The 21430-nt window shown below is 55.6% G+C and carries 23 protein-coding genes; 16 read left to right on the top strand and 7 right to left on the bottom strand.

Going from position 1 to position 21430, the window contains the following annotated elements:
* Positions 1 to 79: 79 nt before the first annotated feature.
* Genes rsmB through def form a run of 3 tightly spaced genes read right to left on the bottom strand, consistent with a single transcriptional unit; the run spans position 80 to position 2902 of the window.
* Entirely contained in the window at positions 80 to 1372 is a 1293-nt protein-coding gene (gene rsmB / locus G5168_RS07595; protein ID WP_421252043.1) for a 16S rRNA (cytosine(967)-C(5))-methyltransferase RsmB, read from the bottom strand.
* Positions 1373 to 1432: 60 nt separating this feature from the next.
* Entirely contained in the window at positions 1433 to 2377 is a 945-nt protein-coding gene (gene fmt, locus G5168_RS07590; RefSeq protein WP_421172637.1) for a methionyl-tRNA formyltransferase, read from the bottom strand.
* A 12-nt stretch (positions 2378 to 2389) separates the two neighbouring features.
* Entirely contained in the window at positions 2390 to 2902 is a 513-nt protein-coding gene (gene def, locus G5168_RS07585; RefSeq protein ID WP_216952294.1) for a peptide deformylase, read from the bottom strand.
* Between the two features lie 108 nt (positions 2903 to 3010).
* On the opposite strand from def, the gene G5168_RS07580 reads away from it, so the two are divergent.
* The 9 genes from G5168_RS07580 (at position 3011) to G5168_RS07540 (ending at position 9778) form a co-directional block, all read left to right on the top strand.
* Positions 3011 to 4105 (top strand): LysM peptidoglycan-binding domain-containing protein, encoded by a 1095-nt coding sequence (locus tag G5168_RS07580; RefSeq protein WP_227341763.1) that lies wholly within the window; start codon positions 3011 to 3013, stop codon positions 4103 to 4105.
* Position 4106: 1 nt separating this feature from the next.
* Positions 4107 to 5222, top strand: coding sequence for a DNA-processing protein DprA (dprA, locus tag G5168_RS07575; RefSeq protein WP_227341764.1), 1116 nt, complete (start codon positions 4107 to 4109; stop codon positions 5220 to 5222).
* Entirely contained in the window at positions 5215 to 5688 is a 474-nt protein-coding gene (locus G5168_RS07570; RefSeq protein ID WP_227341765.1) for a DUF494 family protein, read from the top strand. The genes dprA and G5168_RS07570 overlap by 8 nt, the downstream gene beginning before the upstream one ends.
* A 55-nt stretch (positions 5689 to 5743) precedes the next feature.
* Positions 5744 to 6301 (top strand): type I DNA topoisomerase, encoded by a 558-nt coding sequence (locus G5168_RS07565; RefSeq protein WP_042054851.1) that lies wholly within the window; start codon positions 5744 to 5746, stop codon positions 6299 to 6301.
* Between the two features lie 74 nt (positions 6302 to 6375).
* The gene (gene purE / locus G5168_RS07560; protein WP_005341951.1) at positions 6376 to 6879 is read left to right on the top strand and encodes a 5-(carboxyamino)imidazole ribonucleotide mutase; all 504 of its coding nucleotides are present in this window, start codon (positions 6376 to 6378) and stop codon (positions 6877 to 6879) included.
* Positions 6880 to 7014: 135 nt separating this feature from the next.
* Positions 7015 to 7575, top strand: coding sequence for an L-threonylcarbamoyladenylate synthase (locus G5168_RS07555; protein ID WP_227341766.1), 561 nt, complete (start codon positions 7015 to 7017; stop codon positions 7573 to 7575).
* A gap of 112 nt (positions 7576 to 7687) precedes the next feature.
* Entirely contained in the window at positions 7688 to 8596 is a 909-nt protein-coding gene (gene hemF, locus G5168_RS07550) for an oxygen-dependent coproporphyrinogen oxidase (protein WP_043823181.1), read from the top strand.
* Positions 8597 to 8699: 103 nt separating this feature from the next.
* On the top strand, positions 8700 to 9521 hold the full coding sequence (gene aroE, locus G5168_RS07545; RefSeq protein WP_227341767.1) for a shikimate dehydrogenase: 822 nt from the start codon (positions 8700 to 8702) through the stop codon (positions 9519 to 9521).
* Positions 9518 to 9778: a DUF1488 domain-containing protein gene (locus G5168_RS07540; protein ID WP_019445781.1), complete on the top strand. Its 261-nt coding sequence runs from the start codon at positions 9518 to 9520 to the stop codon at positions 9776 to 9778. Before aroE ends, G5168_RS07540 begins: the two co-directional genes overlap by 4 nt.
* A gap of 776 nt (positions 9779 to 10554) precedes the next feature.
* Here the strand turns inward: G5168_RS07540 and yihA are convergent.
* Positions 10555 to 11211: a ribosome biogenesis GTP-binding protein YihA/YsxC gene (gene yihA / locus G5168_RS07535; protein WP_064337553.1), complete on the bottom strand. Its 657-nt coding sequence runs from the start codon at positions 11209 to 11211 to the stop codon at positions 10555 to 10557.
* Between the two features lie 142 nt (positions 11212 to 11353).
* On the opposite strand from yihA, the gene G5168_RS07530 reads away from it, so the two are divergent.
* From G5168_RS07530 to hemN, 4 genes are all read left to right on the top strand, one after another.
* Positions 11354 to 11971: a c-type cytochrome gene (locus tag G5168_RS07530; RefSeq protein ID WP_005339710.1), complete on the top strand. Its 618-nt coding sequence runs from the start codon at positions 11354 to 11356 to the stop codon at positions 11969 to 11971.
* 836 nt (positions 11972 to 12807) lie between these two features.
* Entirely contained in the window at positions 12808 to 13395 is a 588-nt protein-coding gene (gene yihI, locus G5168_RS07525; RefSeq protein WP_216979905.1) for a Der GTPase-activating protein YihI, read from the top strand.
* A gap of 11 nt (positions 13396 to 13406) precedes the next feature.
* Entirely contained in the window at positions 13407 to 13847 is a 441-nt protein-coding gene (locus G5168_RS07520; RefSeq protein WP_005339712.1) for a DUF2489 domain-containing protein, read from the top strand.
* Between the two features lie 31 nt (positions 13848 to 13878).
* Positions 13879 to 15252: an oxygen-independent coproporphyrinogen III oxidase gene (gene hemN, locus G5168_RS07515; protein ID WP_216979906.1), complete on the top strand. Its 1374-nt coding sequence runs from the start codon at positions 13879 to 13881 to the stop codon at positions 15250 to 15252.
* 735 nt (positions 15253 to 15987) lie between these two features.
* Here the strand turns inward: hemN and G5168_RS07510 are convergent.
* The 3 genes from G5168_RS07510 to G5168_RS07500 form a co-directional block, all read right to left on the bottom strand.
* Complete coding sequence (locus G5168_RS07510; protein ID WP_216952276.1) at positions 15988 to 16356, bottom strand: CopG family transcriptional regulator; 369 nt, start codon at positions 16354 to 16356, stop codon at positions 15988 to 15990.
* A 1-nt stretch (position 16357) separates the two neighbouring features.
* Entirely contained in the window at positions 16358 to 17005 is a 648-nt protein-coding gene (locus G5168_RS07505) for an AAA family ATPase (RefSeq protein ID WP_216952274.1), read from the bottom strand.
* Positions 17006 to 17102: 97 nt separating this feature from the next.
* Positions 17103 to 17279, bottom strand: a complete 177-nt coding sequence (locus G5168_RS07500) for a hypothetical protein (protein WP_216952272.1) — start codon at positions 17277 to 17279, stop codon at positions 17103 to 17105.
* 747 nt (positions 17280 to 18026) lie between these two features.
* Between G5168_RS07500 and arcA the strand changes: the two genes are divergently transcribed.
* The 3 genes from arcA (at position 18027) to argF (ending at position 21320) form a co-directional block, all read left to right on the top strand.
* Complete coding sequence (gene arcA, locus G5168_RS07495; protein ID WP_005339718.1) at positions 18027 to 19247, top strand: arginine deiminase; 1221 nt, start codon at positions 18027 to 18029, stop codon at positions 19245 to 19247.
* Positions 19248 to 19309: 62 nt separating this feature from the next.
* Positions 19310 to 20236, top strand: coding sequence for a carbamate kinase (arcC, locus tag G5168_RS07490; protein ID WP_421252042.1), 927 nt, complete (start codon positions 19310 to 19312; stop codon positions 20234 to 20236).
* 79 nt (positions 20237 to 20315) lie between these two features.
* Entirely contained in the window at positions 20316 to 21320 is a 1005-nt protein-coding gene (gene argF / locus G5168_RS07485; RefSeq protein ID WP_005339721.1) for an ornithine carbamoyltransferase, read from the top strand.
* The last annotated feature ends 110 nt before the right edge of the window (positions 21321 to 21430 follow it).

Genomic DNA, 21430 nt, shown 5'->3' with positions numbered 1-21430 from the left:
TCTACTCACGTTGAGGCTGTAAAGGGGAGCGCCAGAACGGAGCTGGCGGCTCTCCCGAATGAGGTTTGTCATGCCCGGCTCAGAGCTTGACCAGTTTGGCGTAGTAGAAGCCATCCATCTCGGCTTCACCTGGCAGGAACTGGCGACCAGGGCAATCCGGAGTGTCCTGTTCGTGCAACGGTACCAATTTGGCATCTTTGGTCGCGGCAAGGAAGGCGCGGATCTGGTCGCGGTTCTCTTCCGGCAGGACGGAGCAGGTAGCGTAGAGCAGGGTGCCACCGCTCTTCAGCTTGCCCCAGAGGGCATTGAGAATGCGGCGCTGCAGCTCGGTCAGCTCGCGGATGTCCTGATCACGGCGCAACCACTTGATGTCGGGGTGGCGACGGATAACGCCGGTGGCGGAGCAGGGGGCATCCAGCAGGATGCGGTCGAACAGCCCCTCCGGCCACCACTGTTCCGGTGCCGCGGCATCGCCGTGGATCACTTTGGCGGTCAGGCCGATGCGATCCAGGTTCTCCTGCACCCGCTTGAGGCGGTTCTCGTCGGCATCAACGGCAACCACGCCAGCCAGCTTGGGCTGACGCTCGAGCAGGTGGGCAGTCTTGCCGCCAGGAGCGGCGCAGGCATCCAGCACCCACTCACCCGGTTGCGGGTCGATCAGGGCGGCCGCCTGTTGTGCTGCGCCATCCTGTACCGAGCAGTCACCGACTTCGAAGCCGGGCAGCTTGGTCACATCGCAGGGACGCTCCAGCAGGATGCAATCCTCGCCCTCTTCACCGGCCACGGCATTGATGCCGACTTCAGCCATGCGAGCCAGCATGGTATCACGGCTCTGGCGCTGGCTGTTGTTGCGGATCCACATGGGAGGGCGCTGGTTGTTCGCCTCCATGATGAATTCCCACTCATCGTGATAGGCCTGACGCAGGCGCTTGGTGAGCCACTCAGGATGACCCAGGCGCACGCTCGGCACGCGGTCGATACGCAGCAGAATGACTTCGGCGCTGCGCTGGAAGTTGCGCAACACGCCGTTGATGAGGCCACGCAGTGAGGTGCCCTTGAGCAGTTTAACGGCGTTGACGGTCTCGGCCACCGCGGCGTGAGCCGGAATGCGGGTGTAGATGAGCTGATAGAGACCGACCAGGATGAGGTAGTGGAAAATGCGGCTCTTGTTCTTGAGCGGCTTGTCCATCATCTCGTTGACTGCCGCATCGAGGCGGGGTAGCCAGCGCAGGGTGCCGTAGCAGAGTTCTTGCAGGAGAGCGCGATCGCGAGGTGCAACCTTCTCCTGGGCAGCAGGCAGAACAGCGGAAAGGGATTGACCCTGATCCAGCACCTGTTGAATAACGAGAGCGGCCTGTGCACGTGTTTTCATAGAGTTACCTTAGATGCGCAAGTCGGGGCCTGGGCCCCGCTTGTGTCAATTCAATCCAGTTCAATTCAATTGCGTGCCGGGTTCAAACCAGTCGCGGCGAGAGTTGAGCAGATCCGAAACGGACATCGCCTTCTTGCCGGGCGGTTGCAGGGTCAGCAGGCGCAGTACCCCTTTGCCGGTCGCGATATCGATCCCCTGCTTGTCGGCCTTGAGCAGGGTGCCGGCGGGTTGGCCGTGGTCGATGTCGATGACGGCGGCTTGCCATACCTTGATGGTCTGGTCAGCTACTTCAAACCAGCTGATGGGCCAGGGGTTGAACGAGCGGATGCAGCGTTCGATGGCAACAGCCTCCATCGACCAGTCGATGCGGGCCTCTTCCTTGGAGAGCTTTTCGGCGTAGTTGGCCAGCGCATCATCTTGCGCCTCGGCAGCGGTTTCACCGGCAGCCATGGCATCGATGGTGTCGACCAGCGCCTGCGGACCCAGCTCTGCCAGCTTGTCATAGAGGCTGGCAGAGGTCTCGTCGGCGGCGATGGGGCAGCTTACCTTGCGGATCATTGCGCCGGTATCCAGCCCCACATCCATCTGCATGATGGTGACGCCGGTTTCGCTATCGCCCGCCCAGATTGAGCGCTGGATCGGTGCCGCGCCACGCCAGCGGGGCAGCAGGGAGCCATGGACGTTGATGCAGCCCAGACGCGGGGTATCGAGTACCGCCTTGGGCAGGATCAGGCCATAGGCCACCACGACCATCAGGTCTGCGCCAAGGGCGGCCAGTTCGGCTTGCGCCTCTTCCTTGCGCAGGGTAGCGGGCTGGTAAACCGGCAGGTTGTGGGCCAGTGCCAGCTCTTTGACCGGGCTGGCGGTGAGCTTCTGGCCACGGCCGGCGGGCTTGTCGGGCTGGGTATAAACGGCAACGACCTCGTGGTCGGAAGACAACAACGCCGCCAGGTGACGGGCGGCGAAGTCGGGAGTACCGGCAAAAATCAGTTTCAGCTTATTCAATGGGGCAGATCCTCAGAGGACTTTGCGATCTTCACGGGCCATCTTTTCCAGCTTCTGGCGAATGCGCTGGCGCTTGAGCGGGGACAGGTAATCCACGAACAACTTGCCCATCAGGTGGTCCATCTCGTGCTGGATACAGATGGCGAGCAGGTCGTCCGCTTCCAGCTCGAACGGTTTGCCGTGGCGATCCAGGGCGCGGATCTTGATCTGCTCAGCGCGAGGCACCAGAGCGCGGCTGCCAGGCACGGAGAGACAACCCTCTTCAATGCCGGTGCTGCCACACTGGGAGATCACTTCCGGATTGATCAATACCAGAGGATCTTCACGGTTTTCAGAGACATCGATCACTATGATGCGTTGATGAATATCCACCTGCGTTGCGGCTAGGCCAATGCCTTCCTCCGCATACATGGTTTCGAACATATCATCTACAATTTGTTGTAACTCGGGTGTAAAGGTCTCGACAGGGGCTGCGATAGTACGCAGACGCTCATCGGGAAAACGCAATACATCTAGAATGGCCATAGTTTTTTCTTTAGTTTCGTATAAATGCAGTCAATATTGGCGTAATTCTAGTCATTTACGCCGACAAAAAACAGCAACACTTTGCGCGCAGAGGTAACAGGGAGTGTTATGTATCTGAAGCAAACCATCCTCACCTGCCTGCTGGTGACCATGAGCCAAGCTGCTCTGGCCGATCAGCTGAGGTTGAAAGCGGGTTATCCCGAAAGCTATGTAGTGCAAAAAGGCGATACCCTGTGGGATATCTCCGGCAAATATCTCTCTGAGCCATGGCTGTGGCCCCGGCTCTGGAACATCAATCCACAGATTGCCAATCCGCACTGGATCTACCCAGGGGACGTGCTGCACCTGAGCTGGGTCAATGGTGAGCCCCGGCTGGGCAAAGCGATGCAGGGGGACAAACAGGTCATCCGTCTCGGCCCGAAAACCCGTTATGAGAGCAAGGCAAATCCTATCCCTACTCTGCCCTTCAGCGAGATAGGTCCCTTTTTGCAGACGGACCATATTTTGGCCGACAGTCAGCAGCAGAAAATGCTGCCCTATTTGCTGGGTTCAGACGAAAAGCACCTTGGAATGCTTGAGGGGGACACCCTCTATGTGCAGGGAGCTCTGATACCGGGCAAGATGTATGGCATCTATCATCCCGGGGTGGTCTACAAGGATCGCGAGACAGGTGAGCTTTTGGGTCAGGAGGCCATCTTTGCAGGCGTGGTGCGTGCGGTAGCGCTGCTGGATGGTGATCGGACCGAAGTTACTCTCACCCACAACCAGCGTGAAGTATTGCAGGGTGACAAGATTATGGAGCTGCCCCCTCAGGAGAACATGCCTGCGGTTTTCATGCCCAAGGCTGCCCCGGCGATTGCCCCTGGCTACATCATCGACTTGCCGAGCAAAGCCAGGGGAGGGGGCAAGTTTGATGTGGTCTTGATTAACAAAGGCGCTCGGGATCAACTCTCCGCGGGCGATGTGCTCGATGTTCGGCGTCCGGGGGCTGCGCTGGTCACCAAGAATGGTGCAGTGAAATACAAGGAGTTCTCCTCTGTCTACGACAAGGTGTTCTACAGTAGTGGCAACCAGAAGGCACCACTGCCCTCTGAAGCGATTGCCCGCGTCATGTTGTTCAAGGTGTATGACAAGCTGAGTTATGGCCTCATCATGCAGAGCAAGGACATGGTGAGCTCGGGTTATCAGGTCACTCACTTCTGACGTGAATTACCCCGATGAGCGCTTGGCGCTCTGGTTAACCCTCAATGCGGTTACCGGAATCGGCCCTGTAACCGCAGTTCGGCTGCTGGAGCAGATCGGCGGTTCGATTGATGCCCTGTTTCAGAGCGATGAAACACAGCTGCACGGTATGGGGCTGTCGTCAGAGCAGATCAAACAACTGCGCTGGCCCTCGCCGGTTGTTGAGCAGAGTCTGGCTTGGGCCGCGTTACCTGGCAATCTCCTTATTCCGCAAGATCACCCTGTTTATCCGCCCTTGTTGCGTGAAATTCCCGCGGCCCCCCTGTTGCTCTACTGCCGTGGCGATCTTGAAGCGCTGTCGCTACCCCAGCTGGCGATGGTGGGGACACGTCATCCCACCTATGCAGGCAAAGATAACGCGTCCCGTCTCTGTAGCGAACTGGTTAGATGCGGGTTCGCCATCACCTCGGGCCTTGCGCTCGGTATCGATGGTGTTTGCCATCAGCAGGCGCTGGCTTGTGGTGGTATCACCCTTGCCGTGTTGGGCTCCGGGCTGGATTGCCTCTACCCCAAACGCCATCAGGGACTGGCAGGTCAGATTCTGGAGAAAGGTGGTTTGCTTATCTCCGAGCTGGCGCCGGATAAAGGGCCGCTGGCTGAACATTTTCCTCGTCGCAACCGTATTATCAGTGGTCTGTCGTTGGGAACTCTGGTGGTGGAGGCGACCGAGCAGAGTGGTTCGCTGATCACCGCTCGCTATGCACTGGAGCAGGGGCGCGAAGTGTTTGCGGTACCCGGCGCCCCGCAAAACGCCCAGGCGATAGGGTGCAACAGATTAATTCAGCAGGGGGCCAAACTTGTGCTGAGTGCGGCCGATATAGTGGAAGAGTTGCCAGAGTGGTTCGCACGGCCAGATCCGTCGGCCATACCATCTGAGCAACAGCATAATAGCGAATTGCCTTATGCTGATTTGTTGGATAACGTAGATTACGAGACCACGAGCGTGGATACCGTTGCCGAGCGGACCCAGCTTCCTGTCGAAGTGGTATTGGGCAGGTTGGTAGAGCTGGAGTTGGTCGGTGCAGTGATGGCGGTAGCCGGTGGATACGTCAGAGCGAGGAGGGCGAATCATGTTTGATGTATTGATGTACCTTTTCGAGACCTACATCCACAGCGATGCAGATGTGATGGTCGAGCAGAATGAACTCACCGACGAGTTGAGCCGAGCCGGTTTTGACAAGGAAGAGATCGACAAGGCGCTCGACTGGTTGGAGCGACTGGCCAATCTGCATGATAGCGAGCGGGAGGTCTATGTGGCCGCCAGCGCGCAAGGCTCGATGCGTATCTATGCCCCGCAAGAGCTGGCACGCCTCAGCACCGAGTGCCGCGGCTTCCTGCTATTTCTGGAACAGGCCCAGGTACTGAATGCCGAAACCCGCGAGATCTGTATCGAGCGTCTGCTCGAGTTGGACAAACCGGATATCGAGCTGGATGACCTGAAGTGGGTCGTCATGATGGTGCTGTTCAACGTACCGGGCAGTGAAAATGCCTACCAGCAGATGGAAGAGCTGGTGTTTGATGAGTCAGACGGCGTCATTCACTGACAGTCCGGTGCCGCGCTGGTAGAATTCAGGCCATCTGGATTTCAAGGCGCGGCCCATGTCAAAAATCGATCATCACCTCTTTTCAGCCCACGAACATGCCTTCGAGCGCGAGCCGTGCCCGCAGTGCGGGGCCGAGCTGGTGATCCGCCAGGGCAAACATGGCCCCTTTCTCGGCTGTTCTGCCTATCCTGCCTGTGATTACATTCGCTCCCTGACGCCATCCGGCCGCGACATCGAAAAGGTGCTCGAAGGCTCTGCCTGTCCCGATTGCGGACAGCCGCTGGCGATCAAGAAGGGGCGTTACGGTCTGTTTGTCGGCTGCACTCAGTATCCGGCCTGTCAGCACATCGAATCCCTGCAGGAGAGCGATGATACCCAGATCCTCTGCCCCGAGTGCGGCAAGGGTCATCTGGTGAGCCGGACCTCCCGCTATGGCAAGCAATTTTACTCCTGTGATGGCTATCCCCATTGCAAATATGTGGTGAACGACAAGCCGATCCCCATGCCTTGTCCCGCGTGTGGTTGGGGCATCATGGTCGAGAAAAAAGTGAGGGGAACGCTGCGTTGGGTCTGTCCGCAAAAGAAATGCGGCCACCAAAGTGAGCAGGTATAATCCCGCCGCCGCAACCGGATTGAAACGTTTTCGGTGAACTTCAACCCCCCACTTGGAGTAAGGAAATTCCCACCATGAATAAACCCTTTGTTGCCGTATTGATGGGCTCTGATTCTGATTTCCCCGTGATGCAGAGCACCCTCGAGGTGCTCAAGTCATTTGATATCGCAGTGGAAGTCAAAGTCACCTCCGCGCACCGCACGCCGGCTGCGACCCATCAGTATGTGACCGATGCCGAGGCCCGTGGCTGCAAGGTCTTTATCTGTGCTGCCGGTCTGGCTGCGCACCTAGCGGGTGCCGTAGCCGGCATCACGACTCGTCCTGTGATCGGGGTGCCCATCGATGGTGGCCCGCTCAAGGGGCTGGATGCGCTGCTCTCCACCGTGCAGATGCCGGGTGGTGTACCGGTGGCGACTGTGGCGATCGGCAAAGCCGGTGCCAAGAACGCAGGTTATCTGGCAGCCCAGATGCTGGCAGTAGCCGATGATGAACTGGCAGCCAAGGTTCGGGCCGAACGCCAGAAGAATGCCGAAGAGGTGATGGCCAAGGATGCCGCCCTGCAGGCTCAACTCAAGTAAGTGAACGGGTGGCGATCCGGATGTGTCGTATTTTTCCTGTGCTACAGCAAAACGTCACTTTGTTGTGGTCGCCGCCGTATGGATTCAACTTGCTACTAAGTGACGAGGCGGCAGCCTGGCTGCCGCATTTTTCCTATGCCAAATGAATTTGAACAGGCGGTTGCCGCCCTCCAGCAGGAAGGGGTGATTGCCTATGCGACCGAGGCTGTGTTTGGTCTGGGTTGTGATCCCGACTCCGAAGTGGCGGTGCAGCGACTGCTGGCCATCAAACAGCGTCCGGTAGAGAAAGGGTTGATCCTGATTGCTGCCGACGTGGCGCAATTGCAGGATTACATCGATCTGAGTCAGCTTAGCGGTGAGCAACTGGCTCTGGTTGAAGCCAGCTGGCCCGGTCCTTTTACCTGGATCATGCCTGCCCGTGCGACGACGCCAGCCTGGCTGACCGGGCAGTTCGAGACCCTCGCGGTACGCGTGACGGCTCATCCTCAGGTACAGGCGTTGTGCCGTGCCTTTGGCAAGCCGCTGGTCTCTACCAGCGCCAACCTGACCGGTGAGGAGCCGGCTCGCCGCGTGGCCGATATTGGTGAGCGGCTGGCAAGCAAGTTAGCCTATATCCTGCCCGGGGAAGTGGGTGGTCAAGCTAACCCATCCGAGATCAAGGACGCCCGAACCGGCGCCATTATTCGCCCCTCCTGAACAGGCGGATACGTCATGATTTGCTATCAATCCGCTGAGCGGTGAGCTCATCGGATTGATTTAACTATAAAAATGGACAGGGCGTTCACGATCCTGCCTGACTGGAGACAAGATGAGCAAACCGGATGTGGCCCAGGTCAAGGCCTTCCTGTTGCAGTTGCAGGACGAGATCTGCCGTGGTCTGGAAATGGCCGACGGTGCCGGACACTTTGTGGAAGATGCCTGGAGCCGTGAAGGCGGTGGCGGTGGTCGCACCCGTGTGCTGCGCCACGGCGCGGTGATCGAGCAGGGGGGCGTCAACTTCTCCCATGTCTATGGCGATGCCATGCCTGCCTCTGCTACAGCCCATCGGCCAGAGTTGGCCGGTCGCAAGTTCGAGGCTATGGGCGTGTCGCTGGTGATCCATCCGCACAACCCCTATGTGCCGACCAGCCACGCCAACGTCCGTTTCTTCATTGCCGAGAAAGAGGGTGAAGAGCCCATTTGGTGGTTTGGCGGTGGCTTCGATTTGACGCCTTTCTACCCGTTTGCCGAGGATGTGCAGCATTGGCATCAGGTCTCCCGTGATCTCTGCCAGCCATTTGGTGATGAGATCTACCCCGAGTTCAAATCCTGGTGCGATCGCTACTTCTTCCTCAAACACCGCAACGAGACGCGAGGGGTGGGCGGCCTCTTCTTCGACGATCTGAATCGCTGGCCCTTTGCCGACTGCTTTGCCTTTATGCAGGCGGTAGGTCGGGGATATCTCGATGCTTACCTGCCGATCATTGAACGACGCAAGGCGCTGCCCTATGGCGAGCGGGAGCGGGAGTTCCAGCTCTATCGTCGCGGCCGTTATGTGGAGTTCAATCTGGTGTATGACCGAGGCACCCTGTTCGGGTTGCAGACCGGCGGACGTACCGAGTCGATCCTGATGTCGATGCCACCGCTGGCACGTTGGGAGTATGACTGGCAGCCGGAGGCGGGCACTCCTGAAGCCTTGCTCTACACCGATTACCTCACGCCGCGAGAATGGCTGTGACCCGAGGGACCATGATGGTCCCTTTTTACTGGCCGTTATTCGGCTTGTTCCCGAGAGTGAAAACCCGTTAAATCGGAATATTGCCCTCTGATGGAACTCTTTGATGGATCGTTATCTGGTTTTTGGCCACCCGGTGCGCCACAGCAAGTCCCCCTTCATTCACACCCTGTTTGCCAGACAAACCCAGCAAGAGCTGGAGTATGGGCTGGCTGAACCCGCCGTCGACGAGTTTGCCCACGCCCTGCGCACCTTCTTTGACCAAGGGGGCAAGGGATGTAATGTCACCGTTCCCTTCAAGGAGCAGGCATTTACTCTGGTCGATCGCTTGAGCCCAAGGGCCAAGCTGGCGGGCGCGGTCAATACCATCAAGCTGACCGATGATGGCGTGTTGCTGGGGGATAATACCGATGGCGCCGGTCTGGTCGCCGATCTCAAGTCCCATGGTGTGACGCTGGCGGATAGCCGGATCCTGCTGCTGGGTGCCGGTGGCGCGGCTCGCGGTGCATTGGCGCCGCTGCTGGCCGAGTTGCCGAGCGAGCTGGTGATCGCCAACCGCACCCACGCAAAAGCGCAACAGTTGGCAGCCGAATTCTGCGATCTGGGGCCTGTGACTGCCCAGACCTATGAGCAGTTGGCAGGGTCATTCGATCTCGTCATCAACTCTACCTCCGCCAGCCTGCAAGGGGAGCTGCCGCCGTTGGCCCCCGCCCTGATCCACACTGATATTGCCATCTACGACATGATGTATGGCGCCTCGGATACGGCGTTTATCAGTTGGGCCAAACAGCATGGGGCCCGTCAAACCATGGATGGAATCGGCATGCTGGTGGAACAGGCCGCCGAAGCGTTTACCGTGTGGCGCGGAATTCGTCCCGGGACTAAACAGGTATTGAGAGAGTTGAAGCGTAACTTGGGGGTCATATGAACCAGGGTATTCTGTTTCCTGACCTGATGGAGTGGCAGGCTGACGAACAGCGGGTGCGTTTTCCTGCTCAGCAGATGGGGGCGCTGATAGATTGTTACATCAGTCAGCGGCGGCTGGAGAGAATGACAGGTCTGGCGCTGACGAGGGAGGATGACATCGTCAGAGCCTTCGAAAGTGTACGTTTTGATATTGAAGACATGGCTGAAAAACTCATTGAAGAACAAGAGTTTGCTGAAGATGGCGCTATCTATCTCTGATTTTTCAAAGTTTTTTTGTTTTGTAGCGGAACTACTTTGAAATGACGCTGACTAACTAGATAGTTGAGGAAGTGCTAGCTAGTCACCTTTATAACTCCCCGGTATTCGTACTGGGGATTTTTTTATCTGCATGAAAATAAAAGATTTTTTCTTAATCTATAAGCTGTGAAACTAAATTACATAAATTACTTTCACTTTCTGCTGCTTTGCTGTACAGTTGTCTGCGTAGGGTACAGAGGTAAGATGTTCTATCTTTCAGACCTTTTATTTCACGTAATTGAATGTGGCTGAATAGCTGCCCCGATGAGGTTCTCGTCGGGGTGTTTTTTTATGCGCGCCATTTAGAGTAAATGCTTTAAATTGGCGATGCATTTGATAGAATGAGGCTGCTTCTTGAGGAATACCTGTCGTCTGGTACTCAAGATTCAGCTTCTTCCCAATTTTTTGAACTTATTATTTCAGGCTGGATGGCATCACTGTCGTCCGGCCTCATTTTTATCCCTTTTGGTTAGATCTTGTAATTAAATTTCATTTTTGTCTATTTTTGTAATTATTGTTCGTTTTGAAAGAACGAATTTGAAAACGCTCTCAACGTCTTTAGATGTTAATTTCTTGCGTGAATCAACTACCTATCTATATGAACTGTAAGCAGTAATGGATATAGCCGGGGAGGCGAATGCGGGGTGTTTGTCGTGAGGCAGGTGAAAGCGGCAATCTGAAACCCTTTCAATCAGCGGAGGAGTGCTCCGCCAATTGCAAGGAGAGCGAGGAGTAGATTACTCCTCGGCAGGTTGCTGTTCGTCAGCGTTCAGCAGGTCGGTATCGTCACCACTGACGTACCATTCGGTCAGGGTTTTCGCCAGCTTTTCCACACCGATATTGGTGAGGGAGGAGAACGCTTCGACCTGGATCTGGGAACCGAGGTTGGCAACGGCCTGGCGCACCTTGATCACTTGGTTGTTGCGTGGGCCTGGGCTCAATTTGTCAGCCTTGGTCAGCAGCAGCATGACGGGCAACTGACGGTGCGAGCTCCACTCCAGCATGTTCATGTCGGTATCTTTGAGCGGGTGGCGGATGTCCATCAGGATCACCAGACCTTTCAATGACTCACGGCGCTGCAGATACTCTGCCAGTGACTTTTGCCACTTGAGCTTCATTTCCAGCGGAACTTGCGCATAACCATAACCCGGCAAGTCGACCAGACGCTTGCCCGGTTCCAGCTCAAACAGGTTGATCAGCTGGGTACGACCGGGTGTCTTACTGGTGCGCGCCAAGTTCTTGTGTTTGGTTAAGGTGTTCAATGCAGATGACTTACCGGCGTTGGAACGGCCGGCAAACGCGATCTCGACACCCCCATCATTTGGCAGGTGACGGATGTCGGGTGCGCTGGTCACAAAATGCACCTTATTGAAATTCAGAGTTTGTGTATCCAACGTAAATTCCCCATGGAGATAGAGGGTTATAGAGTTACTTTTTTGTAAAATGGTGTAAAATAGCGTCGCTTAAACGCGTTTATTTTAACATGCCTTCAGCGGCATGGGATCTGGAAGCCTAATAACGAAAAGTTGGAACGCCATGAAGAACCTAGTCATTACTCTTGCTCTGATGGTTGGCGTAACGGGGATGGCACAAGCCAAGGGCGATGCCGCTGCGGGACAGACCAAGGCTGCCGTTTGTGCGGCTTGTCATGGACCGGACGGAAACAGCCTGGTTGATATGTACCCCAAAATTGCTGGTCAGCACGCATCATATATCAAAAAACAGTTAGTTGAACTGAAGGCTGCCGCTTCTGGTCAAATTGGCCGGGTTGCGCCAGTGATGGGGCCGATGGCGTTACCTTTGTCGGAACAGGACATGGATGACCTGGCGGCTTATTTCTCCAGCCTGAAGGTTACCCCTATCGCTGTCCCTGACGACGTGGTCGAAGCGGGCAAGGCACTCTATATGGGTGGTGACATGAGTCGCGGTCTGGCAGCTTGTACGGCTTGCCATGGTCCCCGTGGCTCGGGTGTCGAACAGGCGAAGTATCCCAACCTGTCCGGCCAGCATCCTGCCTATATCAAGGCTCAGCTCACCGCATTCCGTGCCGGGACGCGTGACAACGATCCGAATGGCATGATGCGGGACGTTGCCAAGAAACTGACTGATCAGGATATCGAAGCCCTCTCCAAATATGTGGCGGGTCTGCACTGATATAGTCGATACGGTCGATTTGAGTTGAAACGGGGAGCCTGGGCTCCCCGTTGTTTTTATGGCTTTCAGATAATTCTCGGTTTAATCCCCCCGTTCTGTAAGAGATCTCCCATTCTCAAGGCAGGCCAAGGCTCATAAAATTGCATAAAATATTAAATAATCATTATTTATCAATGAATTATATAAATATTGATATTTTTCGACATGTTGAGAATGTTTTGAGTGGATTGAGCCGCTTTATAGAGTTGGTACAGTAGGCTTAATGGATTCACCCACGGATTGGGTGGCGGTTTCACGACAGGGTGTTGTGAGCAGAGGATGGCTGGCGTGGCGGGATGCCATGGGCTCGGATGAGCTGGCAAAGGATTGAAGGATCAGGATGGTGACCATCTCCGGAGCGGGATGGGGTTGCGGGATGCAGACTCCCCGGCACGATGGCAGGATGCGGTCGAGACGGGTCAAACAGGTACACGCACATTCAGGAACGACCAATATAAGGTCAGGATGACCACACAACGATATGATGCGGCGACAAGTTGTCATGGAGAGGACGAAACAGACTGTTTTGCCATTCAGGATGGCGCACGCATGAACATATCAAGGCAGCTTCGGCTGCCTTTTTTCTTTTGGGTCATTAACCCGATTAGCCATTCTGTGTCAAAATACCAGCAACATGCCCAGAGGATACCGATCCTGCGGTGTTCAGTGGCCTGATTGGGCCTGATTGGTGCGGGATCCTGCTCTTGTTCCAGCCTTACTGTTCCTCGCATCGTATCCCACCGGGTTAGATCATCCCGGGTACGGGTCAAACCAGTTATTTTCGGAGTTAGCCATTCATGTCTGCCAAACAACCCACTCGCAAGCCTACTGGCAAGCGCAAAGAATCTGATGTCAGTGCTCAGGAAGGCCGTGAGCGTAAACGGGCTGCCAAGCGCAAGGGCCTGAAGGCTGGTTCTCGTCAGCAAGTTGAACAGCCGAAGAGCAAGTCTGGCAACAGCCAGTCCAAAGATCCGCGTATCGGTTCCCGCAAGCCGGTGGTACTGGTGGTGGATGACAAACAGAAGAAGCCGACAGCCCCCAAGGCGGTGAAAGAGAAGACGCTGGTGATGACGCCCGAGCAGGAGCTGGCGTCCATCGAAAACGATGACCGCTTGAATGATCTGCTGGATCGTCTTGATGCCGGTGAAACCCTGGAAGCGGCCGAGCAGGCCTGGGTTGATCAGCGTGTCGACCGTTATCAGGAGCTGATGGATGAGCTGGGCATCATCGACAACGACGATGATGAAGATGACGAGCTGCCGTTTGATGATGGCGATGACGCCGAGTTCGACGAGCAGAAACCAGCCTCCGAAGAGGAGTTGTGGGACCGTTTCAACCAGGTCGATTTCAAGCCGGAACCCAAGCCTGAGCCGAAGAAAAAGTGATGAGTGGATGGATGCTGGCCGCCCTGTTGGGCGGCCTGATTTTGTCAGGATTGGCCATCTATGCAGGCATGCTGCTGGCCAGGCTGAGACGACAGCAAGCGATGCAGTGGCAGGCGATTACCGCTCGCAATGAACGAATTTTGGAGAGCGTGCGGGTCATTGCTCATGCGGTGCAGGAGGGGCAGTGTGATTACTCCGAAGGCGCCATTCGGCTGACCAATCTGCTGGATGCGTTGCAGATCAAGGGGGGACGGGCGTTTGTTGCCGAGTTCCCGGGTCTGTACGGGCTGTATGAGAAGGTGAAAGATATGCCGACTCATGAGGCCAGACGTGCCCTCAAGCGCAATGAAGTGATGAAGATGGATCTCGAACGCAGCGGCTACGAGGCCGAGCTGGAGGCTCAGATCCTCAAGGATGTGGCCCAGCTGAAGGATTTTCAGTTAGGTCGGTGAGCCAACAATAACAACAAGAGAGGAAGCGAGCGTGCAAGCAGAACAGATTGTGTGGGATCAGGCCCTGATCGAAAAATATAACTACAGTGGCCCGCGATACACCTCTTATCCCACTGCGCTGGAGTTCAACGAGAGCTTCGGCTATCCGGATTTTGTCCACGCTGCTGGCCAGTATCCCGAGCGCAATCTGTCGCTCTACGTGCATATCCCTTTCTGTCACAAGCTCTGCTACTACTGCGGCTGCAACAAGGTCATTACCCGTCATCAGCACAAGGCTGACGAGTACCTCGACTACCTGGAGCAGGAGATCAAGGCGCAAGCCCCGTTCTTCAAGCATCGTCTGGTCACCCAGCTGCACTGGGGTGGCGGTACACCCACCTATCTGGATGAAGCGCAAACGCGCCGTCTGATGGCCATGCTGCGTGAGCACTTCCATTTCGCCGAAGAGGGGGAGTTCAGCATCGAGGTCGATCCGCGCGAGATTGCCATTACCATGCTGGATGTGCTGCGAGATGTCGGCTTCAACCGCATCAGCCTTGGGGTGCAGGACTTCAACAAGGATGTACAGGTCGCAGTCAACCGCGAGCAGGACAACGACTTTATTAAAGCCATGTTGGAACGGGCCCGTGAACTAGGCTTCCGCTCGACCAACCTCGACCTTATCTATGGCCTGCCGCATCAGGATCGTGTCAGCTTCCACCATACGCTGGAAGAAGTGCTCAAGACGGATCCGGCGCGCCTCTCCATCTTCAACTATGCCCATCTGCCGAGTCGCTTTGCTGCCCAGCGCAAGTTGAAAGAGGTTGATATGCCTGCGCCGCAGGAGAAGCTGGCCATGCTGCAGGACACCATTGCCTTCCTCACTGGCCAGGGTTACCAGTTCATCGGCATGGACCATTTTGCCAAACCCGATGACGAGCTGGCAGTGGCGCAGCGCGAGGGCAAGCTGCACCGCAACTTCCAGGGTTATACCACTCAAGGTGATTGCGATCTGCTGGGGTTGGGTGTCTCCTCCATCAGCATGATCGGTGATGCCTATTCCCAGAACCAGAAAGAGCTCAAGGCGTATTACGCACAGGTTGCAGAGCTGGGTCATGCCCAGTGGAAAGGCTGCTCGCTCAATCAGGATGACCTGATCCGCCGTGAGGTGATCAAGCGGCTTATCTGTGATTTCCGTCTGAACTTTGCGTCTGTCGAGCAGGCGCACGGTCTCAATTTCAGAGAGTATTTTGCCGACGATCTCAAGCTGCTGCAGACCTTCATCAACGATGGATTGGTGCGTATGACGGAGGATGGTCTGGAGGTCTCCTCCACGGGGCAGCTGCTGATCCGCAATATCTGCATGTGTTTCGACGTGTACTTGCGCAACAAGGCGCGCCAGCAACAGTTCTCTCGCGTGATATAAGCTTGTTTGCCGATTAGAAAACAGAAAAGGGCGCCATCGTGGCGCCCTTTTCATATGTATTTTTGCTTAAGCAGCGGGTCGGAAAGGTTCTGGTAAGAAGTCTCTGCGCTGAGGCAAGCAATTGAGAGCCAAGCAAGGGGACGGTGAAATGCAGATAAAAAGATGGGGGCGACTTGCGTCGCCCCCGGTAGTCGTATCGCTCAGATCCTTGAACGAAGTTGCTCCCTGCAATCCCTGACTGTTTACCTCTTCCTTTAGGTTTCCCCTTCCCAATCCTTTGGGGTGTCCTTTAGCCATCTTGGCCTGACGAGTCATCCTGTCCCGTCGCACTTTCTCCGTCCCGGGAGGTGTCCTTTACCACATCCTGTGGCGAGTCCATTTGCCCAACCCTGGCAGCCAGTCTTCCTGACCGACTTCATTGCGTCCGTGCATGAGTAACTATAAGGATTTTCTAACCGGCTACAACGTCAGAATGGAAAACGTTTTTTCTATTAGCTGTTTCGAAAGTGGTGTGCTTCGATTTATTCATTTATAAACAGCTGCTTAAGTTAATCGCCTTCACGTTTTAAGATCCTATTTTCCGATTATCTCGAGGATCTTTTAGGCTGTTTGCTTACATGTGCAATGGCAGATCTCTTACACGGGATTTTGGTTACTTTGGAAACAGATTCTGTGCTCTGATGGTGATCACCCAATGTGGGTGTGACGGCAGGAAAAGAGCAGTGAATGGGGTATTTATAGGTGCTGGTTGAGGCGCTCATAGATGGTTTGGCGCTCTTCAGGGGTGAGCGAAGAGAAGTAGTGGGTAAAGAGGCGCAGTAGCAGGGACTTGTTCATGCCGTCTTGTTGGGTCAGATTACCCAGCTCATCGATGGCCACTGTACTCATGGAGAAGGTCGCTTTTTTAAAGCTGGGCTTCAGATGCTCACCACTCTCGATAAAGGCCAGTGCCGACAAGGCTTCATCCCTATGCAGACTCAACTCAAGGCTGACAACCTTGGGTTTACCCTTGGCGTAGAACTCAGCATCTTCGATAAATTCATCGACAGTGAACTTCTTCTGGTGATGCAGCTGATGCTTTTTCTTCAGGTCCGCCAAGCCCATCTCATACCCCCACTTTCAGGAACTCTTTGGCGATGGCCCGGATCTCTTCGGCAGATTTGCCATCCGGTTCTATCTCCATCACCGATAATCCCTTTTCCTCACTATCGTCGTAGACGTTGCGGCCATAGGTGATGGAATTCAGTACGTCGACTCCGAACGAGGCACATACCTCTTTGGCCTCGAGAATCCGCTTTACCTGATTGGGCAAAGATGGACATTGGGTCAATACAACGGCTGCATTGAGGGTCGGATTGACCATCTTGCAGGTGGTTATGAGATCTTCCATGTGGGGTAGGGTCTTGAGGTCGCGGCGTTTCGGGCGCAAGGGGATCAGGGCGTGGGTGGCGACAGCCATGGTGGAGCGCAGTGCCCGGTTGTCTTGCCCGCCGCAATCGACGATGACGTAGTCATAGCGATTTTTCAGGCTAAGCAGATCGTTGCGAATATTGCCATAGAGCTGAACGCAGTTGATTTGTGGCAGATCCGGGTTGTCATTGCGTTCCTGAATCCAGTCCGAGGTAGTGCGTTGCGGGTCGCAGTCGACCAGTAACACCTCTCCCTGAAATTGGGATCTGAGGTAGACCGCCAGATTTTGCGCCAGGCAGCTCTTGCCACTGCCACCCTTCTCCCCACCGACCAACAAGATCATGACGTTCCCCTATCCATGAGAAAACCGTTGATTTCAGTATAGGAGGGGGTTGGCTCATCACAAGGCGAGAGGAGTGATGCTCCTCTCGTTCTGCAGGTTAATAGTGAACACTGCCGCCATGCCAGCGGCAGACATAGTCGGGCACCAGCATCTGGGGGGTCTTGTCGACATGGCATACCACCATGGGTATGGCAGGGGCTCCTTCAGCCTGACTGAGGGTGGGGAGCGCAGAGAGCAGCAAAGTCGCGAGCAACAGCATGGGTTTCATCTTCATAACAACTCCTTGGTAGTGCCATTCCTGTGTGATCCGGATCACTTTCTGAGTTAAGTCGAGGTTGGCGCCAGCGCAAGGTGAGGTGAATAAATTCAATTAATGAAAAAAGTATCAAAAGGCGTTGTGGTGACCGACGAGGATGGCTGCCCACCTTGATGCGGACTTTGTGCATATTAAGTTGAACCGCAAAAAGAGGTGGTGACTTATGAGGCTGGGCCTGATGGGGTTGGCATCAATGCCATGATCTGGAACAAGAAAAGATTTATGCAGTGAATGTGGTCGATGTGAGTATTTATTTCTCCCGCGTTCCTCTCGTTACGGCGATGTATTCAATACACAGGTAGTAATATTCAGATATTATTTTAGTTGTCGCCCATTTCATTGTTTTTTAATGTTTTTTTGTTTTTTCTTTTAATCTTTCCAGTGAGTTGGCATGAATAAAAGTTGAATCAACCTGAAATATATCGGGGTGGTTTTGCATGAAGATTCAGGGTTTGCTGGGAGGAAAATGCGTAAATTGCTACTGGAGTCATAGATTGAAAGGTGAATATATTCAGTTCAAAGTGAATGTGATCAATGTCTAAGTTTGTCGTGATTCGCAGGGCTAACCTCGGTCTCGAAAGGCAAGGGCAGGATAGAACACAAGCCGATTACCCTACATAAAGAATATCCCGCCTTAGCCACGAGCATGAATAGAAGGAATCTATTCAATCACTCGCAGGGACCATTGCTAGACGGAATATAATCATGAGCAAATTTTATGTAGGTTCTGAAGTTGGCCAATTGCGCCGTGTCATGTTGCACCGCCCCAACCTCAGTCTGAAGCGTCTGACTCCTTCCAACTGCCAGGATCTGCTGTTCGATGACGTCCTGTCTGTTGAACGCGCCGGTCAGGAGCACGACAAATTCGCTCAGGTACTGCGCGATCAGAATGTCGAAGTTTTCCTGCTGACCAATCTGCTGGCCGAAACCCTGGATGTGCCGGAAGCCAAAACCTGGCTGTTGCAACATCAGGTCTCCGACTACCGCCTCGGCTCTTCTTTTGCCAACGACGTGCGCTGCTTCCTGGCTGACATGCCGCACCGCGAACTGGCCCGCATTCTCTCCGGCGGCCTGACTTACTCCGAGATGCCCTACAGCGGTGTCAACATGGTAGTGGGCATGCACGCTCCGACCGATTTCATCATCGAGCCGCTGCCCAACCACCTCTTCACTCGTGACACCTCCTGCTGGGTTTACGGTGGCGTCTCCATCAACCCGATGGCCAAGCCGGCCCGTCGCCGCGAGACCAACCACGTGAAGGCTATCTACCGCTGGCACCCGATGTTTGCCGGCCAGGACTTCATCAAGTACTTCGGTGACGAGGAGCGTGACTACGACAACTCCACTATCGAGGGTGGCGACGTACTGGTTATCGGCCGCGGTGCCGTGCTGATCGGCATGTCCGAGCGAACCACCCCGCAAGGTGTCGAGCATCTGGCTCGCAGCCTGTTCAAACACGGTCAGGCCAAGCAGGTCATCGCCATGGAGCTGCCGAAACACCGCAGCTGCATGCACCTGGATACCGTGATGACCCACATGGACATCGACACCTTCTCCGTCTATCCGGAAGTGATCCGCAAGGATGTGCAGTGCTGGAGCCTGACTCCGGGCGGCGCCACCGGCATGAACATCAAGGAAGAGGGTTACTTCGTCACCGCCATCGAGAAAGCGCTGGGCGTGGATCAGCTGAAGATCATCACCACTGGTGGTGACAGCTTCGAAGCCGAACGCGAGCAGTGGAACGACGCCAACAACGTGCTGACCGTGCGTCCCGGCGTGGTGGTGGGTTACGAGCGCAATACCTACACCAACGAGAAATATGACAAAGCCGGTATCACAGTTCTCTCCATCCCGGGTGATGAACTGGGCCGTGGCCGCGGCGGCGCCCGCTGCATGAGCTGCCCGATGGAACGCGACAGCATCTGATGAGACGGCGTGGCGCCGGCAGAAGCTGGCGCCACACAGAACCAAACTCGAGATTAACCACTATGAAAAAACCAACTGTCGTCGTCGCTCTGGGTGGCAATGCACTGCTCCGTCGTGGTGAGCCACTGGAAGCGGATATCCAGCGCAAGAATATCGCAACGGCCGCCAAGACCATCGCCCTGATTGCTCAGGAGTACAACGTGGTGCTGGTGCATGGCAACGGCCCGCAAGTCGGCCTGCTGGCCCTGCAAAACAGCGCCTACACCAAGGTATCCCCCTATCCGCTGGATGTGCTGGGTGCCGAGTCTCAGGGCATGATCGGCTACATGCTGATCCAGGAGCTGAAAAACCTGATGCCGAGCCGCAACGTCACCGCGCTGCTGACCCAAGTGCAGGTCGATCCCGAGGATCCGGCATTTGCCAATCCGACCAAATTTATCGGCCCCGTCTATGAAGAGGCTGAAGCCCGCACCCTGGCAGAAGAGAAGCACTGGGTGGTCAAGGCTGACGGCAAGTTCTTCCGCCGTGTAGTGCCGTCCCCGCTGCCCCAGCGCATCGTTGAAGGCGACGCCATCGAAACTCTGATTGCCCAGGGCCACCTCATCATCTGTACCGGTGGTGGCGGCATCCCGGTGACCTGGGATGGCCAGAGCCTGACCGGTATCGAAGCCGTCATCGACAAGGACATGTCTGCCGCCTATCTGGCCAAGCAGATCAAGGCCGACGCCCTGCTGATCCTGACCGATGCCGATGCCGTCTATCTGGATTGGGGCAAACCGACCCAGCGTCCGCTGCGAGTCACCAGCCCGAACGAGCTGGCCGGGGTCAAGTTCGATGCCGGCTCCATGGGGCCGAAAGTCGAAGCCTCTTGTGAATTTGTCAAAGCGACCGGCGGCATGGTCGGCATCGGCTCGCTGGAAGATGGTCTTGCCATCCTCAAGGGTGAAGCCGGCACCAATATCGTCGCCACCCGCACCGTACATGCGTAATTACCGATATCTGTACTGAGAATGCGTAGTCAACACTACTGCCCGAACTGGTCTGAAACATATATAGAGAGAACTCATCATGGCTTTTAATCTGCGTAACCGTAACTTCCTGAAACTGCTGGACTTCACCCCGCGCGAAATCCAATACATGATCGACCTGGCCATCGACCTGAAAAAAGCCAAATACGGTGGCTACGAGCGCAAGCATCTGGTCGGCAAGAACATCGCCCTGATTTTCGAGAAGACCTCCACCCGTACCCGCTGTGCGTTTGAAGTGGCGGCCTTCGACCAGGGCGCGCAAGTCTCCTACCTTGGCCCAAGCGGTTCCCAAATCGGTCACAAGGAGTCCATGAAGGACACCGCCCGTGTACTGGGTCGCATGTATGACGGTATCGAATACCGCGGCTACGGTCAGGAGATCGTGGAAGAGCTGGGCGCCTACGCCGGTGTCCCGGTCTGGAACGGCCTGACCAACGAATTCCACCCGACCCAGATCCTGGCCGACTTCATGACCATGCTGGAGCACGGCAAGGGCAAGCGTCTGGATCAAATCAAGTTCGCCTACCTGGGTGATGCCCGCAACAACATGGGCAACTCCCTGATGGTCGGCGCCGCCAAAATGGGCATGGATATCCGCCTGGTTGCGCCGAAAGCCTTCTGGCCGGAAGAGGAGTTGGTTGCCAAGTGCCGCCTGATCGCCGAAGAGACCGGCGCACGCATCACCCTGACCGAAGATGTGAAAGAGGGTGTGCTGGGTGCTGACTTCCTCTACACCGACGTCTGGGTATCCATGGGTGAAGCGAAAGAAGCCTGGGATCAGCGCGTCAAACTGATGACTCCGTATCAGGTCAACATGGATGTCATCAACGCCACCAAGAACCCGGATGTGAAGTTCATGCACTGCCTGCCGGCGTTCCACAACGACGAGACCACCATGGGCAAGGAAGTGGCTGACAAATATGGCATGAAAGGCCTGGAAGTGACCGAGGACGTGTTCGAATCCGAGCACAGCATCGTGTTCGACGAGGCCGAAAACCGGATGCACACCATCAAGGCAGTGATGGTTGCTACGCTGGGCGACTAAGGTCGCAGTAGTGGTGCCGGGGGGCGACCCCCGGCTTTTCGACCATGTGACAGCGGCATAATACCTCTAACCCTACAACCCGCAGCCTGCATGGATACCACACCCACAGA

The sequence above is a fragment of the Aeromonas sp. 600724 genome (genome assembly GCF_049175135.1).
GTDB lineage: Bacteria > Pseudomonadota > Gammaproteobacteria > Enterobacterales > Aeromonadaceae > Aeromonas > Aeromonas veronii_A.
This window is presented reverse-complemented; position numbering and strand designations above follow the sequence as displayed.